Raw genomic sequence first — 22,514 nt, 5'->3', positions numbered from 1 at the left:
GCGAGAAGCCAGCTACGTCTTATGTCTTATGGTTGATTGTTCCAGGCTAAATAGGTCAGCGTTAAGATAAGAAAGAACATGTAGAACTAAAATCAACAATCAGTGGCAACCGACTCCCAAAATAATACACCCAAGCAAGTGCTAGTTTGTCAACATCGCTCCTGTCAAGCCGAAGGTTCAACCGATGTCCTGGCTGCTTTTGAGAAAGCGGCTGAGGATACAGATTTTCAGGTAAAAGGGACAGGTTGTCAAGGACAATGTAGTTGTGGTCCCACGGTGCGAGTTGTACCTGAAGAAACCTGGTATTATCGGGTTCAACCTAGTGATGTCCCCCAGATTGTGGAACAACACCTCAAAGACGGTAAGCGGGTTGAAGAAAAGCTGAATCCTCGGATTCATCTGCGGTTTAGTTTTTGAGATTATCTTAACGTCTGGAGAAGACCCTCACTTTTAGTGATGGGATGAATCCGGACAATCTTGGCTTTGAACGTAGACTTTAAGCTGTTCAATGGTAACACCGCCACAACTGGCGACGAAATAGGAGCCTGTCCAGAGAAAACGTTTTCTATAAATTTTAGCTAGTTCTGGTTCAAATTCACGCCACAGTGTCTTAGATGCTGTGGCTTTTAAATTAGCGATAAGATTGCTCAGCAGCTTGTGAGGAGGATAACTAAGTAACAAATGAACATGGTCAGACTCCCCATTAAATTCAATAAGATTAGAATCCCATTTTTGGGCGACGGAGCTAAATACCTCACTCAATCTGTGCATCATAGCTTCACTAAGTACCTGGCGTCGATATTTTGTCACAAAAACTAAATGTACGGTGAGATTGTATACGGCTCTACGACTGATGTTGTAGTTAGTTGTTTTTGTGGTTGACATTTGCACGGCTAAATAACTATGATTAGTCTAGCAGTATTTAAAGGTCGATAAATGCTAGTATACGAGTTTAAGCTTAAAGGTTCTAAGCATCAGTTTTCCGCAATAGATGAAGCGATACAAATAGGACAATTCATCCGTAATAAGTGCTTAAGATACTGGATGGATGCGCCAAGAGAAGAGAAAGTTAACCGATTTTCTCTGAACAAGTATTGCAAAGTTTTAGCTGACAATCCTGAATACCCTTTTGTTGCTAAATTAAACTCAATGGCTCGACAGTCTATGGCAGAGAGAGCATGGGCTAGTATCAGTCGATTCTTTGAAAACTGTAAGAAGAAAGTTTCAGGGAAAAAGGGATATCCAAAGTTCAAGAAGTTCAGCCGTTCGGTTGAGTATAAAACGAGCGGTTGGAAGATTTCTAAAGACAAAAAGGCTATTACCATTACTGACGGAACTGGAATCGGTAAACTTAAGCTTGTAGGTTCAAGAGATTTAAGCTACTACCAAAGCGAACAAATTAAGCGAGTACGCTTGGTGCGTAGAGCCGATGGGTATTACGCTCAATTCTGTATTGATATTGAGCGTCAAGAATCTGTTGAGTTTACAGGAAGAGCGATTGGATTAGATGTGGGGCTTAATCATTTCTATACGGATTCCGAGGGGAATCAAATAGAGAACCCTAGGTATCTAAGAAAAAGTGAGAAAGCCTTAAAGCGTCTCCAAAAGAATCTCTCCAGGAAACATAAAAGAGGTCAGCCGCAGTCGAAGAGATATCACAAAAATCGCGTCAAGCTGGGACGTATTCACTTAAAGATTTCAAGGCAACGCCAAGACCACGCTGTCAAGTTAGCGCGGTGCGTTTGCAAGTTTAAGTGCGATTCGTTCTGGGGAAACCTAAAAATGGGGGGCACCAGGCTTCAGTAGAGTAACCCATTAGGGTAGAGTTCGCACTTTAATCCTCTACTGATGACAACTTACTATCCATATAGGTGAAGAAACCTAGCCGAGCATTAAGCGAAGACAGCTAGGGGAAGAAGGGAAAAGTGAAGGGTCACACCGACATCATAACCTAATCCAGAAAACACTAAATCCTATCGTCCTAGTGCGGGATTGAAAGCACACAAACTACCAGATAACTGGTAGCCCCTACAGAGGAGAATGACCATCAAATCTGTAAAGCGGGGGTGAAAGCAGGAATAAGTGGTAATAGCTGAAAGCACTTACTGCAAGCAGGAGTTCTACGGGTAGAACAAACGAAGTGTCGATGAGCCATCGATATGCAAAACCAGGGGACATAAGCTAATAGGTAAAACTAGCTCCTGGGTCGGAAACAGCCGACAAGGGAATAAGGTATATCCGCTTCTTAGAACCGTGATATTCGCACTACCAAAACCCCGGTGGAGAGACACGCCCTAAAGACTCAATAAATGGATAGTAGGAACGAAGTAACCTCCCAAAAGCTCCCCATCGAGGTCGATTGATGAGGTAGGTGGTCAGACTATATGCAATGGGTAGGTGGGATGGTTCAAGAAGCAAAAGCCCAACCCGAAATGACGGGTAACGCCTGAAAAGGGATGGCGTAATTGCCGGGATAAGCAGACGTGAACCGCAATGTGTGAAAGCTAGAGTCAGGAGTCGTGATGAACAAGCCTAAATCTGATTCACAACAGAATACAGAGGGATGGAAGGCGATCGATTGGTGTAAAGCTGAAAGATATGTCTTTAAGTTACAAAAGCGAATCTATGCTGCTTCACGTCGCGGCAATGTCAAGCAAGTTCGTAAACTCCAAAAGACGTTGATGAGGTCTTGGTCTAATAGGGTCTTATCGGTGCGACGGGTAACACAAGACAACACTGGCAAAAAAACGGCAGGAGTGGACGGGGTAAAATCCCTATCCCCAGCAGCACGTCATGAGCTAGCAGGTCAACTCAAACTAACAGGAAAATCCCGCCCTACTCGTAGGGTATGGATACCAAAACCTGGAAGAGATGAGAAGCGACCATTAGGAATACCCACGATGTACGACCGAGCCTTGCAAGCGGTAATTAAAGCTGCTCTTGAGCCAGAATGGGAGGCGGTTTTTGAACCAAATTCCTTCGGTTTTAGACCAGGAAGGTCATGTCACGATGCGGTATGGCAAATAAAAAATGCCATTAAGGATAAAGCTAAATTTGCACTAGATGCGGATATAGCCAAATGCTTTGACCGTATCAACCATGAGGCTTTGCTCCAAAAGTTGAAAATCAAAGGTAGGGTCAGGCAACAAATTAAAGCTTGGCTCAAGTCTGGGGTAATAGACCGAGGGGCATTCACTGCTACATCTGAGGGAACTCCGCAAGGTGGGGTCATCTCCCCACTACTGGCAAATATTGCCCTCCACGGTCTGGAAAACCATATCAAGAAATTCGCAGAAACATTACATATCCGAAACCCCAATGGAGAAAAGATGTGTAAAAGAGACAAGGCAAAATCCTTGACTCTAGTGAGATATGCGGACGACTTTGTGGTTTTACACGAAGAATTAGCCGTGATAAAAAGATGCCGAGAAATCATATCGGATTGGTTAAAAGACATAGGTCTGCAACTGAAACCTGAAAAGACGAGACTAACTCACACACTCCTACCAGGGTTGAGTGAGGATGGTAAAGCTGGATTTAATTTTCTAGGTCATCACATCCAGCAATACCGAGTCGGTAAATACCGGAGTAGGAAAAACTCACAAGGTAGGATATTGGGGTTCAGAACTCTCATCACCCCCTCAAAGGAGGCAAGTAAGGTACACCAAGAGGAAATCGGAAGAATCATCAAAAAACATAGTTCATCGCCTCAGGCGGAACTAATTAAAGAACTCAATCCTGTAATAAGGGGATGGACTTCCTACTACCAGAACTCGGATGCTCAAACAACCGGGGAATTATCAAAACAAGATTTCCTCACATACCTGAAACTCCGTAGATGGGCAAAACGCCGCTGTGGCAATATTAACCAGGGTCACAAAAAATACTGGAAAACCATAGGCGGCAACAACTGGGTATTCGCAACCAATGAAGGGGAAGCGAACCCCCTTCGGTTACTATTACATAGAGGATTTAGTTGCAGCAGCATCTCCTATGTAAGGGTTAAAGGCGATAAAAGCCCCTTCGACGGCGACTCAGTTTACTGGAGTTCAAGACTAGGAATACACCCTGAATTGCCTAGTCGAAAGGCTAAGTTGCTCAAACAACAAAAGGGTAAATGTTTTTGGTGCGAATTACGCTTTCAAGAATGGGATGTTATGGAAGTAGACCACAAAATCCCCAGAGCGCTAGGCGGCAAGGACGAGTGGATAAACCTACAACTACTGCATCGGCACTGCCACGATGAAAAGACCGCGCAAGACCTCATAGAAATCCAGAATAAGGAACACTCAAATTTCCTCAAGAAACTAGCTCAACAATGGAGCAAATTTGAATGGGAGTGGATTAACGATATTCCGGTCATCAAAGGTCGAGCGGTTAAGGAGTCCTGTAGTAACAAAAGGAAGCACATTGAGTAGCCGTGTGCGGTGAAAGTCGCAAGCACGGTTTCGGACGGGAGGGGAGAAGTAGTAATATTTCTCCTCGACCCTACCCGATTTGATAGCCTACGAAGATTTAAGCGTTAAAAACATGGTCAAAAACCACTGCTTGGCGAAGTCGATATCTGATGCTGGCTGGACTCAGTTTCGAGAATGGGTTGACTATTTTGCTCAACTCTTTGGGAAGCAAGTGGTAGCTGTTGCTCCTAACTATACTTCCCAAAATTGCTCAAATTGTGGTCAAAGAGTCAAAAAAACGCTATCGGTTAGGACTCATGTTTGTAGCTGTGGAACAATTCTCGATAGAGATGAGAATGCAGCTAGAAATATCCTCGCTTTAGCACTACAAATACTGTCGGGCGGACAGAAATTAACGCTCAGGGAGAGAAGAATCTCTGCCAAGGATAAGGAAACTTAGCTTTGGTAAATTCGCTCGTTGAACTGAGAATCCCTCGCTTTTAGCGATGGGAGCGTCAATCCCGCAACACATAACCAACCCCCCGCACCGTTTGCACCAAGCGCTTCTCGCCATTGGCTTCCAGTTTCAGGCGCAAATAGCGCACGTAGACCTCGATAATATTGGAATCCCCCATAAAATCATACCCCCAGACTCGTTCTAGGATTTGGTCACGGGTGAGAACCTGGCGAGGATGGGAGAGTAGATAATCGAGTAAATCAAATTCCTTAGCCGTGAGTTCAATTAAGCGATCGCCCCGATAGACTTCACGGGTCGAATGGTTTAAGCTTAAATCAGCAAACTGTAGGGTATCTGGGTCTTCCTCCTGATTCCGTCGCAGATGTGCCCTGACTCTGGCTAATAATTCCTCCACACTAAACGGTTTAACCACATAGTCATCTGCACCCGCATCCAACCCCGCCACGCGATCGCTCACTTCATCTTTCGCGGTTAATAATATAATTGGCACCTTATCACCCGTACTCCGCAGGCGGCGACAAATTTCCACTCCCGATACTCCCGGTAACATCCAGTCGAGAATCAGCAAATCCGGCTGAGATTCCCGCGCTTTTACTAAACCCGCCAACCCATCCGGCGCCACGCTGACTTGATATCCTTCATATTGCAGTTCCAGTTCGATAAACTTGGCGAGTTTTGCCTCATCTTCTACAACTAAGATATGGTGCGTCATTGCTTGGAAATTCTGAAAATACAGAAGTTTTAACCCACATTCCGCAGATATTTGAACAGAATTATAGCAAGTCGCTCTGGTGTATTTACAACTCCCGTACCTGAGGCTGAGTCCAGATGAGATGTTCGTACAAACAAAGTGTAATTAGACCAGCGCGAAGCGCTATAATAGCGATAAAATTGAATAAATACAAGCCCCAAATGCCTGTCCAGTAATTGTTTGGTTCTTCAAGAATTATTATGCTAAATTGCCTCAAACGATGCCCACAATTATTGCGACACAAGGATTTTTGGGATTATTTTGAATTCAACTCGAAGATTGAGACAGAAAATCCAAGTATAACCAATATAGATGGCTTTGGCGTCGTTTTAACTAACAGTTTGGCATAGTAAGTCCGGAAGAACCGAATTGTTATATCTATTAATTTTTTCGAGTTGAAATTTTTATGCCTTTCTAATGCTCTGAGTCAGGATCTGCGGAATGTAGGATGATAACGGATGCGATACCAGAATAGGTGGGTTAAAGAAAGAATCAGCAATCCTATCAATTGTAGAGACTTTCTATGGAACGTCTCTACCGGGACGCCGTTCCCGAAACCTGGCAATTGACCGAATTTTGCCAACCGCCATGAGGTGTTCCATTGGGGGCGTAAGCCGTTAATACCACATTTCCTTCAGCATCAATAATCCAACCTTGGGCTTCAATAATCTGCTTAGGAAGATGAGAAATAGGAGAATTATTTCCGTTTGATTGTTCTTTTGTTTCTTTGTCTTCCTCCCTGGCTATTACCGTGCCAAAATCATCTTGTACTAAATCAGGGCTGAATAAATCCGTTGGGTTTTCAGGTAAACCACCTCGTCCAGTGACAGTAAATTGACTCTGACGATTACTAGCTGCACAGGTTCGGTTAATTTGTCCTGAAGGGTCAACCAAAGTGCTGGGGAGTTGAGTCAGTCCGGGACTGGGATCAAGGGAAACATCGAGTGTGATTTCACCAGAATTGCCAAACTGAGAACTGGCATCAATATCATTAGTACGATTTCCCTCAATGGCAGGACGTTCTTCAATGCCAAAGATGCCTTGACTGGTGATGGTGATGCGTCCGCCCCGCCCTAAAAAAGCGTTGGCTGTAATATCACTGTTTTCTCCAGGAATGGCAGCGATCAAGTCGGCATTAATGGCAATATTACCGCCATCCCCACCCGTACCTTCGATACCTGCCGTCGTTGAAATGCGACTGTTACGGCGCAGCAGGAGTAAGTCCTGTACTTGTAGCACAATGTCACCGCCATGTCCCGATGTCGTGGTAGCCGCGATCGCGCCTTGGTTATCCAGTTCGATGACCCGGGCATTTACATCAAGTTCTCCAGCATCTCCGGCTTCTGGCTGCAAACTCAAGCCACTGACACTGATTTTCGCCCCATCCCGAACCTGTAATCGTCCGGTTGTAATGATCAGGTTTCCGCTATCGCCTGTACCAATCAGCGTCCCTTGTTTCCGAGTTTCAAAGGAAGTCCCCGTCTCGGCAATTAACCGACTCACTTGTGTCCCTAGCTCCGAAGTGCCGATAACTTCCACAGACTCAGTGGCATTTATGATAATATTGCCCCCATCCCCTGCACCAAAGGTAGACGCCGAGATTTCTGCGCCATCCCGGACATTCAACCGTCTGGTGTTCACGATCACGTCACCCGCCTGTCCATCTCCCCGTGTCTGCACCGATAAGGCACTGGATCGTTCTTCGCTGCTAAACGTGCCAATTAGTTCCACAGACTCGGAGGCATTGACAATAATGTTGCCTCCTCCTGGCGTATCAACTGTCGATGCTGTAATTCTTGCCCCATCCCGAAGCCTTAATTGCCGAGTATTGATCACCAAATCCCCAGCTCGTCCGGCTCCTTGTGCGTCACTTGCCAATTTAGTGGGTCTTTCCTGGGGGGTATTAGAATTTCCTCCCGAACCCTGCTGGTTTCCGCTCCTTTGACCGATGCCGCTCACGTCTACCAAATCGGCATCCACGATGATCCCGCCACTGTTTCCCTGACTGTTTTCTGTCGCCGTCGCTGATACCTGGGAGCCATCCCGGATCACAAGTTGTGAGGCTTGGATGACAAGTCCTTGTCCATTTTGGCGTCCCAACGTATCTGCGGAGAGTTCCGAGCTATCCGTTAACAGAACGCGATCGCCCCAAACCCCGATAAAGCCGCCGCCCTCACCACTAACATTCACCTTAGCTTTATTGGTTAAGGTTACTTGAGCTGGCGTTATACTATCAGGCATATTCAAACTTAGGGTGTTGCCATCTACCGTTAATCCGACGATTCCTGGTGCAGCTACGCCTGCCAATTCCACTCGACCATCCTCAGCATTCAATCCCCCACCCTCAATGACGATATCTCCTCCTATCAATAATAAGCTCCGACCCTCCGGCACTTGCAGACCAAATCGGCGTTCAGGCTTTTTTGATAGTTCCACCCTTGAGCGATTTTCAATCTGTCCAGGCATCATTTGATTAAAAAACAAGGCAGATGGATTGATTGTCAGCAATGCAGGACTTTCCGGATCAGTGGCGCTGAACACACCTTGATTACCAAATTGAATAGCATTGGCTGTCGTTGACACAAACGAACCTCTAATATCTAAGGTGGCATTTTCGCCAAAAATAATCCCATTAGGATTGAGCAAAAACAGATTCGCTCCACCATTAACTCCCAGTGTTCCCAGAATATCTGAGGGGTCAGTACCCGTCACCCGACTAAAAATGTTTTCAATGCTAGTAGGATTCGCGAAATAAACTCGTTGCCCATCCCCGATATTAAACTGCTCAAAACTGTGAAACAGATTCGCACCGCGAGTGGCTCCCCCATCAATTCGGTCAGCCAAACCACCATTGATATTGACATCCGGTGTCACCAAAGAGCCTTCAGCACCTATAGTCCCATCCGGTACTATCTGGGCGAATACCTGATCAGAAGGCGCAAGAGCTAACCCAACGCCAGCTAACGCGTTTATCGCCCCAACCATTTTCCAACCAGCTACTGCCGACTGGTGAGTTATTTTTACCATACTGTCCCCTTCTTCCCACACACTTGTTAGAACCGGAAATCAAGCGATTTCATCCTAAATCATACCCAGAAACTGTTCTGTAGCCAATTATTCAGGACTTACGTCGGCTTTACCGTTGAACCGGATGTATTCACTTCCTCCCAGTTTGGTTTTTCTCTAGAAAGAGTGCATCAAAAAAAGGTGAGTAAAAACACTCACCCATTTCAATCACTGCCAAATCTAAAACTTGAGCATCAATGCGCGAAGTTCGCGATCGATTTTTGAACCTACATTCCGCAGATATTTAAACAGATTTTAACTTCAATTTGAAGTGCGGAATGTGGGTTAGAATAAGGCTTTCAACACTCTGTCAGAATTCTGGCTCGGTCAAAAATGCTTGAAACCTAATCTAGGTAAAGGTTCCGAGGAATATGATAGCAAAACTTGTGAGAAATGCGGGTTAATTCAGTGGCATTCTTATTAAGCAAGCCCTATATAGATACCAACTTATCCTAAAATTTACCGTATAGATGAATTTTCTGGAAAAAATTTACCATAAAGTTGTCTTTGCTCTACTAACTATACCTACTCTCAAGAGTTGGCTATTTAGCTTTTTCCTGTTGTTTATAATTGCATTAATTTGCTTGCCCATAGGATTTCAGTCAGGACTTTTACAGGTTGAGATTTTGCACTTATCCTTTATCGGTATGATCAAGATTTTAGTAAGTCGCTTCTTTTTTCCCTCTTTTGCAGAAGAGCTGCTATTTCGCGTCCTCCTACTTCCCCGCCCAATCCCTAATACTCCAGTCAATATCCAATTGACGATGGCTTTTACCAGCATAGTTCTTTATGTCATCGGTCATCCTATATTTGCCTTTTTATTTTACCAAAAAGCTTTCGGAGTTTTCACAAATCCCGGTTTTCTGTTGTCAACGCTAATTTTAGGAATCACCTTGACGATTTCCTACTGGCACTCTCGCTCAATCTGGCCTCCTGTTGTAATTCATTGGATTGTTGTTGTCGTTTGGCTACTTATATTCGATGGATATTCAAAATTAGATTTATAGTGTCTGGAACACTATTCCGATTTCGGCACTCGCCATAGTTTAATGGTTTTATCTGCACTCCCACTAACTAATGTTTCTCCATCTGGACTAATTACAATAGAATTAACTGAACTTAAATGACCCTTTAGCGTGCGAATTAATTCTCCTGTGGAAAGTTGCCAAAGTTTAATCGTCTTATCTGCACTCCCACTGGCTAAAACTTGACCATCTGGACTAATCGCTAAAGCATTCACAAAACTCGAATGTCCTGTCATTGTGCGAATTTCTTTCCCTGTGGCTAAATCCCAAAGTTTAATCGTTTTATCCGCACTTCCACTGACTAATGTTTTCCCATCCGGACTAATTTCTAGGGCGTTGACTGAACTTGAATGTCCCGTCAGCGTGCGAATTTCTTGTCCTGTGGCTAAATCCCAAAGTTTAATCGTTTTATCAGCACTTCCACTGACTAACGTTTTCCCATCCGGACTAATTACCAGGTAGTTCACGGAACTCGAATGTCCCGTCAGCGTGCGAATTTCTTGTCCTGTGGCTAAATCCCAAAATTTCATCGTCTTATCCGCACTCCCACTGACTAACGTCTTCCCATCCGGACTAATTACCAAATAATTGACAAAGCTAGAATGTCCTGTCAGGGTTTGAATTTTTTCCTGAGTAGCGAAATCCCAAACCTGAATGATCTTCTCCCCACTTCCGGTGACAATTTTATCCCAGTCCGAATTAATCGCAAAGTAATTAATGGGTTTAGCATAACCTGTGATTTGGCGAATTTCTTGACCCGATTTAAGATGCCAGAACCGGATTGTTTTATCCGCATTCCCACTCACTAATGTCTCTCCATCCGGACTGATGATTAGGTAATTAATATAACTGGCATTGGCATTGATTGTTCGCACAAGTTCGAGCGCTTGATAGGCAGCAATTTCAGCAGGAAATTGAGTCTCAATTTTTATAAACTGATAGATGAAAATGCCAAGAGCTAACGCCAATGTTCCCAGCCAAACCCATTTATTATGAGAGATTAAACCTTGGTGTTGAGACCTTGTCGCTGATTCTTCTTGCGGCAAGGTTGCTGCTTGTATCCTTGTGTGACTGGGTAATGGCAAAGATGAAGATATGGGAGAGGCAATAGACGAAGATGAAATATTAGCTAATTCATCCATAATTTCCTGAGTCGTCTTATGTCGAGTCGCTGCTGTCGGCGCCATCAGCTTGTCAATTAGGTCGGCTAATGGTGTTGAGAGTAGAGAAACCTGCTCGCGCCAATTACAGCAATCGGTTAACGGATCATACATACTCGGATCAGTTACCGATTTTGCGGTTAATAAATAGACAAATGTTCGACCCAAGGCATAGAAATCTGACTGGGGAACCGCATGACCCTTTTCTTGTTCGGGTGGCGTGTAACCCGCAGAACTAACTTTGGTAACATTCCCCGCACCACCTACTTCCGCTAAGTAGGTATACGTCAATTCTCTAGCTGTACCGAAATCAATTAACACCAATTGACCCGTAGGGCGCAGCATAATATTTTCGGGTTTAATATCTCGATGGAAATAGTTTTTTTGATGAACTAGATGTAAAATTTCAACCAGTTGTTTTAACCAATTCAGTGCCTGTGATTCAGAAATAGGATGATTCCCCTGTTGTCTCATCCACTGCTTTAAATTCAGTCCATCAATTTTTTCCATGATGATGCAGTGCAGAGGTTCCCCAGCTTGAGGAATAAACTGGAAGTACCCATCGGACTCAACTTGAGGAATACCGGGATGATTAAGCTGACTTAATACGGCGGCTTCTTGTTGAAATAATTCGATAACCTTAGGATTCTTATTGTGCTTAGGTTTGAGGACTTTTAATATTTTTGGAATAGCTCCTAGGTAGGCTTCATACACCATACCGAATCCACTGGTATCACTAAGGAGACGCATCACCTGATAGCGCCCTTGGATTAACAACGATGAACCACAATTACGACAAATTCGATTGTTGAGGTTACCTGGATCACTGGGTTCAGGACACCTGGGATTGATACAGTAGCTCATATCTCGCTACAGCCATGTAACGAAGGGTCTTTCCCTGATCTTAGGATGCGGGTAAGGATGCTGGGGTATATTCCTCGAGGAACTATTAAAACTCCTATCGAAACTGCTAAAATGTAAAAAAATGTTTCAAAAAAACCTTAATTGAGTAAAGTTTTATGAGTGGTGTTGCTGCCTACGACTGTCAATCACCGCCGTGCGATCGCTCTGACAGAAATAGCCCATCTGTAGCGCCACTGACGGTTTTCTGCGACTTCGACGGACCGATTGTCGATGTCTCTAAGCGCTATTACACCACCTACAAGCTAGCGCTGGCTGATACTCAATCTGCCTATCAAGCCAAAGGAATCACATTACCCATTCAACAGCTTGAGAAACAGCAGTTTTGGCAGATGAAACAAGACCGGGTCGCGGATGAAGAAATTGCTTTGCGATCGGGTTTACAGGGGGAACCCATTAAATTTTTCCTAGCACGAGTGCTGGAAATTGTCAATCAGCCCTTGCTGTTGCATCTTGATAAACTACAACCTGGGGTGCATTGGGCGTTAGCTACGCTGCACTCCCATGGTATTCGATTAATACTGGTGACCTTACGCTGTCAGAAACAAGCTGAGCAAATTTTGAGAAATTATGGCTTGACCCGTCTGTTTAGCGGTATTTATGGAACCTACGATCATCAAGCCGCTTATCGAAATAATGCTCAAGTTAAACAGCAACTTTTAGCCCAAGCCCTCACCGAACAAGATTTTTTTTCTCTTAATCCGCAATCCGTTTGGATGATTGGCGATACTGAAGCCGATCTCCTCGCCGCCCAAGGGGTTTCCATTCCCACCGTTGCGCTTACTTGCGGGATTCGTTCCTACCGTTATCTCCAGCAATTCCAGCCTAATCATACTTGCTATGACCTGCTGGCGGCGGCTGATTATCTTTTAGACAAGATTAAACAAAAAAAATAATCATTTGTCATTCATGATTTGTCGGGCTCCGAACTTGATCTCATAAGTCATTTCACGACTGTTCAAGTAAGTGCATCTGTTCCCACCAGCGACTGAGGGGATAGTAAACCACAGGTGCCCACAAACTACTGAGAATCGCCGAGGATAGGGCAATGCGCTGGTGATCCATCCAAATTTCCGTCAACGTGCGATCGCCGATAAAACTATACTGAATAGCCGTCACCGTCTCTGCGACAACCGCCATGCCAAATACAATTAATGCCACTGAAATAAAATCTTCCTGAATATATCGCTGCTTCTGCATTCGAGCGGTTAAAATGCCCACTAATACTAGACTGAGGACATGAGTCGGTTCAGGAGCGGTCATCCCATCTTGAATCAAACCCAATGCTAACCCTGCCATCGCCCCCTGAAACGCTGTGCGTTTGATACTCCAAGCAACCACCCAAATTAACAACCAATTGGGGGCGATTCCCAGCAATTCCATCCCTGGTAACCGTGTTGGTAAAGCCATCACGCAGATGAGGACAGAACCCGCCGTTACCATCCAATTCATCAGTTGACGCACTTGGGGTGAAAACCGAGAAAGATTGAAAATGTTATTCAATGGTTTCTTCTGTGCTGTCCTCAAGGAATTTTTCCTTTTTCTGACCTCCATTTCGCCGCCAAAGTGTCACATCTAGATTTTTGTTGATTATTGATTCTTGATGGGGGAATTGATCCGGGTAAATTTCTCAGTATAAAAACTTACTCAGAAATTTCCAACAATTCCAGCCAAAAACTCGATTTTGCCAGTGAGAGATAAGGAATTTAGGGGATCACTTTTCCCAACTACCTACTCTCAGGGTTCAGTATCAACCGTCTTTGATTGCGGATAAACAATCACCCACTCTAAGGCATCTAGAGGCGCTGTCAACTCAATAACAGCTTCGGGTGCTGGACTTTTATCGAGATTGACCGACTCGACACGTCCTAAAGGTAATCCAGCGGGAAACAGTTTACTCACCGGTGATGTTGAAACCACATCACCCTTGCGTACATCGGGTACTTTGTCAAAAAACTGAAGCACAGCCCGATGTGACCCTTGTCCTCGAATAAAACCCATGCTACGGCTACGGCTAATCACAGCCCCGACCCGGCTAGTCGCGTCGCTGATCAGTAGTACACGACTTGTATTGGGGGTTACATGGACAATCTGACCCACTAAACCGCCTGGTGCCATAACAATTGAATCAACCTTAATCCCATCTCGACTCCCTCGACCCAAGGTAACATGTTGCCACCAGTGACCAGAACTACGCCCAATAATAGGGGCAAGAGTTCCTTGCTGTTGTTGGGTTTTAGAATAATCAAGCAGCTCTTTGAGTTTTTGATTTTGGCTTTCGAGTTCAACTAGACGCTGTTGCAGTTCCAGAACTTTGGCATTTGTCAGGCGCTCCTCTGGCGTAGGTTCTGATTGTAAGGGATGGGTTAATAACTGATAAGCCTCAAAGAGAGCTGCCCCCTGAGTTTGGCGAATGAACCAGGCAAGGCTTAGAGTTAGTCCCCCCACCACAACAGCGACTCCATGTTTGTCCCACCAACGACGCAATATGTACATAACCTGTCTCGTATTCGTTCAGCTTTCGGCTGATGGCATCGAGTTGCAATAGTGCAGGTAAACGACTTATGCAGCTTGTGAACTAACCTTCTCCAGGCTGCTCTCTTTTGATACCATCATCTTAGATATGGCGAGAACGCCCACTAAACACCCGTTCTAGCTGTTTGAAATTCTCCAGAACACGACCTGTTCCTAAGACCACACAGCTTAGCGGATCGGCAGCTACATGAGTCACTATACCCGTTTCATGACTAATCAAAGTGTCTAGCCCTTTTAGTAAGGCACCGCCACCAGCTAACATGATGCCTCGATCAATAATATCGGCAGCGAGTTCTGGCGGTGTCCGCTCTAAGGTACGTTTTACCGCGTCAACGATGACTGAAAGCGGTTCGGACATACTTTCGCGAATTTCTGGTCCTTTGATACTCACGGTTCGCGGTAAACCAGACAGCAAGTGTAAGCCCCGTACTTCCATAGAGAAATCATCGTCTTCATGAGTTGGGTAGGCTGAGCCAATCTGAATTTTGATTTCTTCAGCGGTTCGCTCCCCAATCACCAGGTTATGCACTTTTTTCATGTACTGGGTGATCGATTCACTCAGTTCATCACCAGCAATCCGTACAGATTCACTCAAAACGGTACCTTGTAAACTTAGCACCGCCACTTCTGTAGTACCACCACCGATATCGATAATCATATTACCCGTTGGCTCTGCCACTGGCAGCCCCGCACCAATGGCGGCAGCAACTGGCTCATCAATCAAGTAAACATCTCTAGCACCGGCTTGAGATGCGGCTTCCATGACTGCCCGCCGTTCCACACCGGTTACACCACTGGGAATACCAATGACGATTCGGGGTTGAACTAAAGTACGCCCTTCGTGCACTCGCCGGATAAAATGCTTGAGCATTAGTTCGGCGGTATCGAAGTCGGCAATCACACCATCGCGTAGAGGACGCAGGGCGACCACGTTACCTGGAGTTCTGCCCAGCATTTTTTTGGCGTCCTCTCCCACCGCTAGTGGCACTTTTTCATCTTGGTCCATGGCGACGACAGAAGGCTCTTGGAGTACAATGCCTTTGCCAGATACATATACTAAAGTATTAGCAGTACCTAAATCGATACCCATGTCCCGGGATAGGGAAAAGCGACTGAAAATACCCACTCGTTTATAAGCCCCCAAAGTCGAATGTTTCTGTGTATAACAAACAAAGTATCTGAACTGTAACCGAGGTGGATTCTATTACGTTTTTTTGGCTGAGTCTAGTGAAGTTGAGCAAGTCATCCCTATTAATTGTTGAAAACCAAGCTGAAAGTATCATTCAGACGGCAAAATTGCTGATCCGGAGAAAGTATAGTTCACCCCTAGAGCGTGAGTAACTGCAATTGGCGTGCCTCCAGTCCGGCTTTAGGGATTGTGGAAAACGGCATAAATTCGCTAAACTGATTTGCATAAGTACAAGGGTACTAAAAAAATGAGTCTCAATGTGGTTAATTTGGTTGGTCGGGTGGGTGCAGACCCAGATGTCAGGTATTTTGAGTCGGGCAGTGTTTTATGTACATTATCACTGGCGGTGGATCGTCGCAGCCGCAACAGTGATAAGCCTGACTGGTTCAATCTAGAGCTTTGGGGTAAGACAGCGGAAGTGGCAGCTAACTACGTGCGTAAGGGGAGTTTGATTGGGGTTCAAGGGGTGCTGAAGATTGATCCCTTAACGACAAGGGATGGTCACAACTACCACAAGCCCGTAATCCGGGTGGATCGAATGGAGTTATTAGGTTCCAAACGAGATAATGACCCCAACGCGGTGAATAGCTACAACGAGACAGAGTTCTAATTTTTAGTAGCTAATTTGCAGTGTGACAGATGCCTGTACCTCTTGATCGCCACCAATGATCGGTGTCGCCACATTTTGGGCAACGAACTCCGCCCTGTCCAGCATGGGCATGGGTGGAGGTGGTGTGGCACCATTAATTTGAATGTTAACAATATCTTGACGGGTGAGGTTCAAGGCATTTAACACCGCATCGGCTTGCTGTTGGGCATCCTGAGTGGCTTCCCGTAGCGCTTGTTTTTGAGCCGTGGAGACTGCACTCTCAGGGGCGGTAAAGCGAATGGAGTCGATGCGGGTAGCTCCGACGGCAACGGCATCATCCAAGAGCGTTCCCGCCTGTTCCGTGGGAATCCGGAAGCTCACCGTGTTACTGGCGGAATACCCGATCAGGCTTTGCTGGTTGTTCTCATAGCTATAGACAGGGTTGAGCTGGATGCTGGTGGTTTGGAGTTGTTCAACATTGCGCGATCGCAGCAACTCCACCACAGCCGCTGACTTACGTGCCACCTCTTGTTGCACCTGAGCTGCTGTTTTTCCTTGTACCTCAACCCCTAACTGCACTTGGGTCAAGGTTGTGGGAATCCGCTCTATCCCTTGCCCTGTAACCGTTAGGGTTCGTAGTAGTCGTTCCTGCGCGATCGCGGGATTGCTCCAGGCGAGCATCACGAAACCCAAAACCCCAGCCATCGCCTGTAACTGTTTTTGACTAAGGAAACTGGAGCATAGATATGTCATTTCGTCAATCCTCCAAATACAGACAGATAGATTAAGCTTTCACTTTGACACCATAGAGCATTATCATTTCTGGGGTTACAGTTTTTGTAACCCTTTAGTTTGATATATACCCACATCCGAGTTCCCTGTTCCCTGTAGAATAGAACCCATGATTTTTTCTCAACCTATAGCTGATGTAACTGCCTGGGCGAGTTCCCTAACTCCCCCCTTTGGCTTTCCCTGGCTATCTGCACACCACTCTCTGATAGCCGCAGCCAGTGAAGCCACCACCAGCGAAGCCGAAAATAGTTCATTAATCTTCGCCGGCGTATTGCTGAGTTTAGTGGTCATTTACTTCGCTAGCAAATTAGGCGGCGAACTTTGTGCGCGGATAAACTTGCCACCTGTACTAGGGGAACTTATCGGTGGCGTAGTTGTGGGAGTCTCGGCACTACATCTGCTAGTCTTTCCCGAAGCGGGGGCAGATAGCGCTAGCTCAATGATTGTCAGCTTTCTGGAGCGCACAGCCGGTCTGAATCCAATGGCGGCTGATTCTGTATTTCAGACTCAGAGTGAGGTGATCTCGGTTCTAGCCGAGCTGGGTGTGGTGATTCTTCTGTTTGAAATTGGATTGGAATCGGATCTGCAAGAACTGATCCGAGTCGGTCCACAAGCAGCAGTCGTGGCAATTGTTGGGGTAATTGCCCCCTTTGCCGCAGGTACCGCTGGTTTGACCTACTTGTTCGACGTTCCGGCAGTACCGGCAATTTTTGCGGGGGCGGCGCTAACCGCTACCAGTATTGGGATTACCGCCAAAGTTTTAGCCGAAATCGGCAGTCTGAGTTCTAAAGAAGGTCAAATTATCATTGGTGCAGCGGTTTTAGACGACGTTTTAGGCATCATCATCCTAGCGGTGGTGGCGAGTTTAGCAAAAACCGGGGAAATCGCGATCGCGAATGTTATTTATCTAATCATCAGTGCGGGTGTCTTTTTAGTCGGTTCCATTTTAGTGGGACGCTTTCTTGGTCCCTACTTCGTCGCCTTGGTGGATGAAATGAAGACACGGGGTCAGGTATTACTCACCGCCCTAATTTTTGCCGCGATTCTGTCTTACATCGCCGCTGCGATTCAACTCGAAGCTATTTTAGGCGCATTTGCAGCGGGCTTAATTTTGGCAGAAACGGATAAACGCCGCGAATTAGAGGAACAGGTGTTACCCGTCGCCGATGTCCTCACCCCGATTTTCTTTGTGGTTGTGGGTGCCAAAACGGATTTAAGTGTACTCAACCCAGCGGTTCCCAGCAATCGGGAAGGCTTAATTTTGGCAGCGTTCCTGATCGTTGTGGCGATTATCGGTAAGGTAATCACAGGCTTTACTGTCTTTGGTCAACCCGGTATTAACCGTCTGGCAATTGGTGTGGGTATGATTCCTCGAGGCGAAGTGGGACTCGTTTTTGCCGGAGTCGGTTCAGCCAGTGGGGCGCTTTCCCCAGCAACTGAGGCAGCGATTATCATGATGGTGATTATAACTACCTTTGTGGCTCCTCCCTTATTACGATTAGTCTTAAAAGAACCCGAAACTGTCCCAGGAACAGAGCCAGTGGAAACTTTGTCAGATTCTAAACCAGAATGACTTAATCATCCCCAGTTCTCATCTGTACAAGCAGGGGGAGCAGGGGAAGCAGGGGAAGCAGGGGAAGCAGGGGGAGCAGGGGGAGCAGTTGGGATTGTTCATCCGAAAAGGGACTATACTATTTTTTCTGAAACTTAAATTGGTTACTCTACGTCCCAGAAAGCTGACTGTCTATAGCAGCCGATCAACTATCTTGGATTAGGCACATTTGCTTAAGTCAGGGTTGAAACCACTACAGCAGTTGGACTTGCCGGATTTAGCGGTAAACTCAATCAACCCCAATGAGTTCGGTTTTGACCTCAGCAACTACCTTAAGTTAAGAGCCACCCACCCAAATGCTGTATTGATGCAGCACCGAGCTTTAAGTTAGGAGCAATAATTGTGAGATTTCGCTGGCTACTGCTACTCTCCAGCTTTTTGAGTGTTTTTCTCTATACATCGACAGCACAAGCTCGTCAACTTCTGTTTTGGCGTTTTGACCGCGATCAAAACCAGTTGGTATTTACAACCGATGAGGGAGTTCAGCCGAGGGCGCAACTGATTGCTGATCCGACTCGGCTAGTCATTGATTTGCCAGGAACTAGACTGGGACGCCCGACGGTGAATCAACGAGTGGGGGGCGCGATTCAAGAAATCCGAGTGGGGCAATTTGAAAACCAAACCACTCGGATTGTAGTTGAATTAGCCCCTGGTTATACCCTTGACCCCCAACAGGTGCAATTTAGAGGCATCTCGCCGACTCAGTGGACGGTCAATATACCCAATCCTCAACAAATATCAACCGCGCCCAGTCTACCGCCCCCAGTAACTAATGTCCCCAATCGCCAATCTCCCCAACCGAGTCCACCAACAACGGTGACGGTGGAAACATCGGCGACACAAGTGGATAGTTTTCAGGTGACTCGGAATGGATTTTTTATCCGTACCGATGACAGAGCACCGGATGAGATTAAGGTGAAGCGGAGTCGCGATCGCCGCCAGATCGATATTGAGGTAGAGGGTTTGAATCTCTCCCGGAGTCTGGCTGAGCAAAAGTTGGACGTTAATCGCTACGGCGTCAGCCAAATCCAATTCCAGCAGATCAAAAATTCACCGCCTTTGGCTCGGATCACGTTAAATGTGAACCGAGATAGTCCAGATTGGCAGGCACTATACAGCGATGTCGGCGGGATTGTGGTTATCCCTAGAGGTACCTCGGCATCGAGTTTAGAGAATCGCTCTAATGCTTCAGGTAATGTCTTAGTCTCTTATCCCTCGCGATCGGGAAACTCGAACCAACGAGCCAGTATCAATCAACTGGCAATGATTCAGTCGGTTGAACTGGGAAACAATCAGACTCAACTTTTGATTCAAGCGGATCGGAGCATCAGAGCCACAAGTCGTTGGGACGCGAATAATAATGCTTATCGGATTACTATCCCAGATGCTCAATTAGCGGATCAGGTTAGAGGACCTCAGCTTAATGCCAATAGTCCCCTATCACGGGTATTGCTGCGCCAGCAAGACTCCAGCACGGTGGTAATTTTGGTGCAGCCAAGTTCGGGAACTCAGATTGGCAGCCTTAACCAAATCAGCGATCGCCTGTTGGCGCTACCTGTACAACAAAGACAAGCAACATTACCTTCCCCTGAATCGATTCGGGTACCACCGCCGAGTTCATCCACACCCCCAACCTCATTGCCCACGGTTCCCAATAGTCGGGTGGTGGTTATGGTTGATCCGGGACATGGCGGTAAAGATCCTGGAGCCGTTGGCATTGGCGGATTACGGGAAAAGGACGTGATTTTACCCATTGCCCAAGAGGTGGCAGCTTTATTGGAAAAGCAGGGTGTGCAAGCCGTACTGACGCGCAATAGTGATTATTTCGTGGATCTAGCTCCCCGTGTGACCATGGCAGAGCGAATCAATGCTAATCTATTTGTCAGTATTCATGCGAATGCCATCAGTCTCAGCCGACCGGATGTCAATGGATTGGAAACTTATTATTTCTCCAGTGGTCAACGTCTTGCCCAGACGATTCACAACAACATTTTACAGACGGTTCCGGTTCAGAATCGGGGGGTTCGCAACGCCCGGTTTTATGTCCTCAGAAAAAGCTCAATGCCAGCAGTTTTGGTGGAAGTGGGTTTTGTCACCGGTCGAGATGATGCGGCGAAATTAAATGATCCAAATCATCGTAGCCAGATGGCACAGGCGATCGCTCGTGGTATCCTTCAGTACATTCAGCAGAATTTTTAACAGGAGTGTTATCAGGGTTTTCAATAACCGCCTTTGCTGAGTGCGAGAATTCTTTGACAAAAGACAAGTGACGAATGACAAATGACCCGATTTTGACCTCAAGGGGAGACGCACAGCGCCGTCATATTGGTGTATTTGACAGTGGTGTTGGGGGACTCACCGTTCTCAGAGAACTCTATCGACAACTTCCCAATGAATCGATTCTTTATTTTGCCGATACAGCTCGACTCCCTTATGGAACCCGCTCGGCTAGGGAAATCGTGCAGTTTGGTCACGAGATTCTCACTTGGATGGTACAGCAAGACGTGAAAATGGTGGTTCTGGCTTGTAACACCAGTGACGCCTTAGCCCTAGACAGCTTACGGCGCGATTTTCAACTACCGATTCTGGGATTGATTCTGCCCGGTTCTCGCGCCGCTGTACAAGTAGGGCGTCGGATTGGCGTGATTGCTACCCCCGCGACGGCGGCGAGTAATGCCTATCGACGTGCTTTGTTGGAAGTCGAACCCACGGCTCAAGTTTGGCAAGTCGGCTGTCCAGAGTTTGTCCCTTTAGTTGAGCAAAATCGTTTATACGAGCCCTATACCTCTGAAATCGCGTCCCAGTATCTGACGCCATTACTCCAGCAGCGAATTGATACGTTGATTTATGGGTGTACCCATTATCCGTTGTTAGCGCCTGTATTGCGACAAATTTTACCCGCGTCTGTACAATTGATTGATCCGGCTGAACATGTGGTGGCGGCGGCGGCGCAAGAGCTTGATTTAATGGGATTAAAAAATAGTTCACCACCGCTACCGACGCGATTTTGTGTCAGTGGTTGTCCGCAGCAGTTTGCTAAGTTGTCGGTACAGTGGTTGGGGTGTACCCCAGTTGTGGAAAAAACCTATTTGCCAGATGCATCTCCTGTCTCTATGTCTGTTGAAGCGGTGGAGTAGGGGTTTCCCCATTGGTGTCAACTTAAGACTTTGTATGACTAGCGCCCAAAGTTTAGATCCCCCTAAATCCCCCTTCAAAAGGGGGACTTTGATTAATTTCTGGTTCCCCCCGTGCGGATGTACTACACCCAGCGTCAAGCCTTATCCCGTAGTAGTTTGAGCGCTCAATCCCTCAAAAACCGTACCCATGTAGCCCTTGCAAAAATAGTGCGATCGCTAATTAGAATTCTCTCCTGAAATCGCCTGCTGTAAGATAGCTTTATTAACCGAAAGCTCAAAGGTTTCCAGTGTTTCCAGATTTTGAGCCAACCATTCCTCCACCGTCGCCGCCAGCTTACCAGACAGACAATCACGCCAAGCCTGACGTTGTAGGGAATGGGCATCCTGCTTACACCATTGTGCGATCGCATCAGATAGCGTTTCTATTTTATCCGGTAAAGGTTCAATTAACTCCACCAACTCCGCTAAGTCTTGAGGCGAAAAAAGCGAACGGCGATGATTTAAAAGTTCAATAAACGCCATAACATTCTGTTGAGCAAATGATGGCGCTACTTGTTGAACCACTTCTACCGACAAATCCAACCCCTCCGCAATCATCTCCACACTCAAACCTAACTCCATCATGCGTGGGATAGCCTCTAACTTGGCTTTGAGTTTGCCTCGTTGTTCTCCTCGTTGTTCACCTTCTACTAACCCTTCTTGCTTGGCTTCCTGATAAACCTTGGTTTGTTTAAGTTCACTTAATCCTAACATGGCTTCTATCTCCTCTCGGCTTTTTTGCGGTAATTTATAAACGATGATTGTTTCGATTAAGTCAATCAGGTCACGTTTTATTGTTTCATCAGTTATCTCGACTTGAGCT

17 protein-coding genes and 2 pseudogenes are annotated in these 22,514 nt (G+C 46.2%); 10 read left to right on the top strand and 9 right to left on the bottom strand.

The window, feature by feature from the left end:
• Positions 1 to 102 precede the first annotated feature (102 nt).
• On the top strand, positions 103 to 417 hold the full coding sequence (locus RID09_RS06845; protein WP_446335197.1) for a (2Fe-2S) ferredoxin domain-containing protein: 315 nt from the start codon (positions 103 to 105) through the stop codon (positions 415 to 417).
• Between the two features lie 33 nt (positions 418 to 450).
• Here RID09_RS06845 and tnpA read toward each other — a convergent pair whose 3' ends face one another.
• On the bottom strand, positions 451 to 885 hold the full coding sequence (tnpA, locus tag RID09_RS06840; protein WP_446335196.1) for an IS200/IS605 family transposase: 435 nt from the start codon (positions 883 to 885) through the stop codon (positions 451 to 453).
• Positions 886 to 936: 51 nt separating this feature from the next.
• Here tnpA and RID09_RS06835 point away from each other — a divergent pair.
• The 3 genes and pseudogenes from RID09_RS06835 to RID09_RS06825 form a co-directional block, all read left to right on the top strand.
• Positions 937 to 1,749, top strand: a pseudogene (locus RID09_RS06835) (RNA-guided endonuclease InsQ/TnpB family protein); the annotation flags it as partial.
• 773 nt (positions 1,750 to 2,522) lie between these two features.
• Complete coding sequence (ltrA, locus tag RID09_RS06830; protein WP_446335195.1) at positions 2,523 to 4,418, top strand: group II intron reverse transcriptase/maturase; 1,896 nt, start codon at positions 2,523 to 2,525, stop codon at positions 4,416 to 4,418.
• Between the two features lie 76 nt (positions 4,419 to 4,494).
• A pseudogene (locus RID09_RS06825) lies at positions 4,495 to 4,847 on the top strand (RNA-guided endonuclease InsQ/TnpB family protein); the annotation flags it as partial.
• 65 nt (positions 4,848 to 4,912) lie between these two features.
• On the opposite strand, the gene RID09_RS06820 reads toward RID09_RS06825, so the two are convergent.
• The gene (locus tag RID09_RS06820) at positions 4,913 to 5,587 is read right to left on the bottom strand and encodes a response regulator transcription factor (RefSeq protein WP_446335194.1); all 675 of its coding nucleotides are present in this window, start codon (positions 5,585 to 5,587) and stop codon (positions 4,913 to 4,915) included.
• Between the two features lie 573 nt (positions 5,588 to 6,160).
• Positions 6,161 to 8,653, bottom strand: coding sequence for a two-partner secretion domain-containing protein (locus RID09_RS06815; protein WP_446335193.1), 2,493 nt, complete (start codon positions 8,651 to 8,653; stop codon positions 6,161 to 6,163).
• A 509-nt stretch (positions 8,654 to 9,162) separates the two neighbouring features.
• Between RID09_RS06815 and RID09_RS06810 the strand changes: the two genes are divergently transcribed.
• Complete coding sequence (locus tag RID09_RS06810) at positions 9,163 to 9,699, top strand: CPBP family glutamic-type intramembrane protease (RefSeq protein ID WP_446335192.1); 537 nt, start codon at positions 9,163 to 9,165, stop codon at positions 9,697 to 9,699.
• Positions 9,700 to 9,710: 11 nt separating this feature from the next.
• Here RID09_RS06810 and RID09_RS06805 read toward each other — a convergent pair whose 3' ends face one another.
• Positions 9,711 to 11,741, bottom strand: a complete 2,031-nt coding sequence (locus RID09_RS06805; RefSeq protein WP_446335191.1) for a protein kinase domain-containing protein — start codon at positions 11,739 to 11,741, stop codon at positions 9,711 to 9,713.
• Between the two features lie 155 nt (positions 11,742 to 11,896).
• On the opposite strand from RID09_RS06805, the gene RID09_RS06800 reads away from it, so the two are divergent.
• Complete coding sequence (locus RID09_RS06800; RefSeq protein WP_446335190.1) at positions 11,897 to 12,694, top strand: HAD family hydrolase; 798 nt, start codon at positions 11,897 to 11,899, stop codon at positions 12,692 to 12,694.
• A 52-nt stretch (positions 12,695 to 12,746) separates the two neighbouring features.
• Here RID09_RS06800 and mreD read toward each other — a convergent pair whose 3' ends face one another.
• The 3 genes from mreD to RID09_RS06785 all read right to left on the bottom strand — a co-directional run bounded on the left by mreD (position 12,747) and on the right by RID09_RS06785 (position 15,423).
• The gene (gene mreD, locus RID09_RS06795; protein ID WP_446335189.1) at positions 12,747 to 13,352 is read right to left on the bottom strand and encodes a rod shape-determining protein MreD; all 606 of its coding nucleotides are present in this window, start codon (positions 13,350 to 13,352) and stop codon (positions 12,747 to 12,749) included.
• 183 nt (positions 13,353 to 13,535) lie between these two features.
• The gene (gene mreC, locus RID09_RS06790; RefSeq protein ID WP_446335188.1) at positions 13,536 to 14,294 is read right to left on the bottom strand and encodes a rod shape-determining protein MreC; all 759 of its coding nucleotides are present in this window, start codon (positions 14,292 to 14,294) and stop codon (positions 13,536 to 13,538) included.
• Between the two features lie 121 nt (positions 14,295 to 14,415).
• Positions 14,416 to 15,423, bottom strand: coding sequence for a rod shape-determining protein (locus tag RID09_RS06785; RefSeq protein WP_446335205.1), 1,008 nt, complete (start codon positions 15,421 to 15,423; stop codon positions 14,416 to 14,418).
• A gap of 346 nt (positions 15,424 to 15,769) precedes the next feature.
• On the opposite strand from RID09_RS06785, the gene RID09_RS06780 reads away from it, so the two are divergent.
• A complete protein-coding gene (locus RID09_RS06780) occupies positions 15,770 to 16,132 on the top strand; it encodes a single-stranded DNA-binding protein (protein WP_446335187.1) in 363 nt (120 codons plus the stop codon).
• 3 nt (positions 16,133 to 16,135) lie between these two features.
• Here the strand turns inward: RID09_RS06780 and RID09_RS06775 are convergent, their stop codons facing one another.
• Complete coding sequence (locus tag RID09_RS06775; protein WP_446335186.1) at positions 16,136 to 16,864, bottom strand: SIMPL domain-containing protein; 729 nt, start codon at positions 16,862 to 16,864, stop codon at positions 16,136 to 16,138.
• A 148-nt stretch (positions 16,865 to 17,012) separates the two neighbouring features.
• Here RID09_RS06775 and RID09_RS06770 point away from each other — a divergent pair, with 148 nt between their 5' ends.
• From RID09_RS06770 to murI, 3 genes are all read left to right on the top strand, one after another.
• Positions 17,013 to 18,476 (top strand): cation:proton antiporter, encoded by a 1,464-nt coding sequence (locus RID09_RS06770; protein ID WP_446335185.1) that lies wholly within the window; start codon positions 17,013 to 17,015, stop codon positions 18,474 to 18,476.
• 381 nt (positions 18,477 to 18,857) lie between these two features.
• Entirely contained in the window at positions 18,858 to 20,714 is a 1,857-nt protein-coding gene (locus RID09_RS06765; RefSeq protein WP_446335184.1) for an N-acetylmuramoyl-L-alanine amidase, read from the top strand.
• Positions 20,715 to 20,788: 74 nt separating this feature from the next.
• Positions 20,789 to 21,652 carry a glutamate racemase gene (murI, locus tag RID09_RS06760; protein WP_446335183.1) on the top strand — a complete coding sequence of 288 codons (864 nt, stop codon included), beginning with the start codon at positions 20,789 to 20,791 and terminating at the stop codon, positions 21,650 to 21,652.
• 216 nt (positions 21,653 to 21,868) lie between these two features.
• Here the strand turns inward: murI and RID09_RS06755 are convergent.
• A partial coding sequence (locus RID09_RS06755; protein WP_446335182.1) for an Rpn family recombination-promoting nuclease/putative transposase occupies positions 21,869 to 22,514 on the bottom strand: 646 nt, incomplete at its 5' end.

It is taken from the genome of Coleofasciculus sp. G1-WW12-02 (assembly GCF_040219735.1).
Classification (GTDB): domain Bacteria; phylum Cyanobacteriota; class Cyanobacteriia; order Cyanobacteriales; family Coleofasciculaceae; genus Coleofasciculus.
The sequence above is the reverse complement of the archived record's forward strand: the minus strand, read 5'-3'. Positions and strand labels throughout refer to the sequence as shown.

Coding starts and splice junctions, on each gene's coding strand:
- mreC (WP_446335188.1), bottom strand. CDS start 14,294: ATGTACATATTGCGTCGTTGGTGGGACAAACATGGAGTCGCTGTTGTG.
- ltrA (WP_446335195.1), top strand. CDS start 2,523: ATGAACAAGCCTAAATCTGATTCACAACAGAATACAGAGGGATGGAAG.
- RID09_RS06810 (WP_446335192.1), top strand. CDS start 9,163: ATGAATTTTCTGGAAAAAATTTACCATAAAGTTGTCTTTGCTCTACTA.
- mreD (WP_446335189.1), bottom strand. CDS start 13,352: ATGGAGGTCAGAAAAAGGAAAAATTCCTTGAGGACAGCACAGAAGAAA.
- RID09_RS06780 (WP_446335187.1), top strand. CDS start 15,770: ATGAGTCTCAATGTGGTTAATTTGGTTGGTCGGGTGGGTGCAGACCCA.
- RID09_RS06775 (WP_446335186.1), bottom strand. CDS start 16,864: ATGACATATCTATGCTCCAGTTTCCTTAGTCAAAAACAGTTACAGGCG.
- RID09_RS06805 (WP_446335191.1), bottom strand. CDS start 11,741: ATGAGCTACTGTATCAATCCCAGGTGTCCTGAACCCAGTGATCCAGGT.
- murI (WP_446335183.1), top strand. CDS start 20,789: ATGACAAATGACCCGATTTTGACCTCAAGGGGAGACGCACAGCGCCGT.
- RID09_RS06815 (WP_446335193.1), bottom strand. CDS start 8,653: ATGGTAAAAATAACTCACCAGTCGGCAGTAGCTGGTTGGAAAATGGTT.
- RID09_RS06785 (WP_446335205.1), bottom strand. CDS start 15,423: ATGGGTATCGATTTAGGTACTGCTAATACTTTAGTATATGTATCTGGC.
- RID09_RS06820 (WP_446335194.1), bottom strand. CDS start 5,587: ATGACGCACCATATCTTAGTTGTAGAAGATGAGGCAAAACTCGCCAAG.
- tnpA (WP_446335196.1), bottom strand. CDS start 885: ATGTCAACCACAAAAACAACTAACTACAACATCAGTCGTAGAGCCGTA.
- RID09_RS06770 (WP_446335185.1), top strand. CDS start 17,013: ATGATTTTTTCTCAACCTATAGCTGATGTAACTGCCTGGGCGAGTTCC.
- RID09_RS06800 (WP_446335190.1), top strand. CDS start 11,897: ATGAGTGGTGTTGCTGCCTACGACTGTCAATCACCGCCGTGCGATCGC.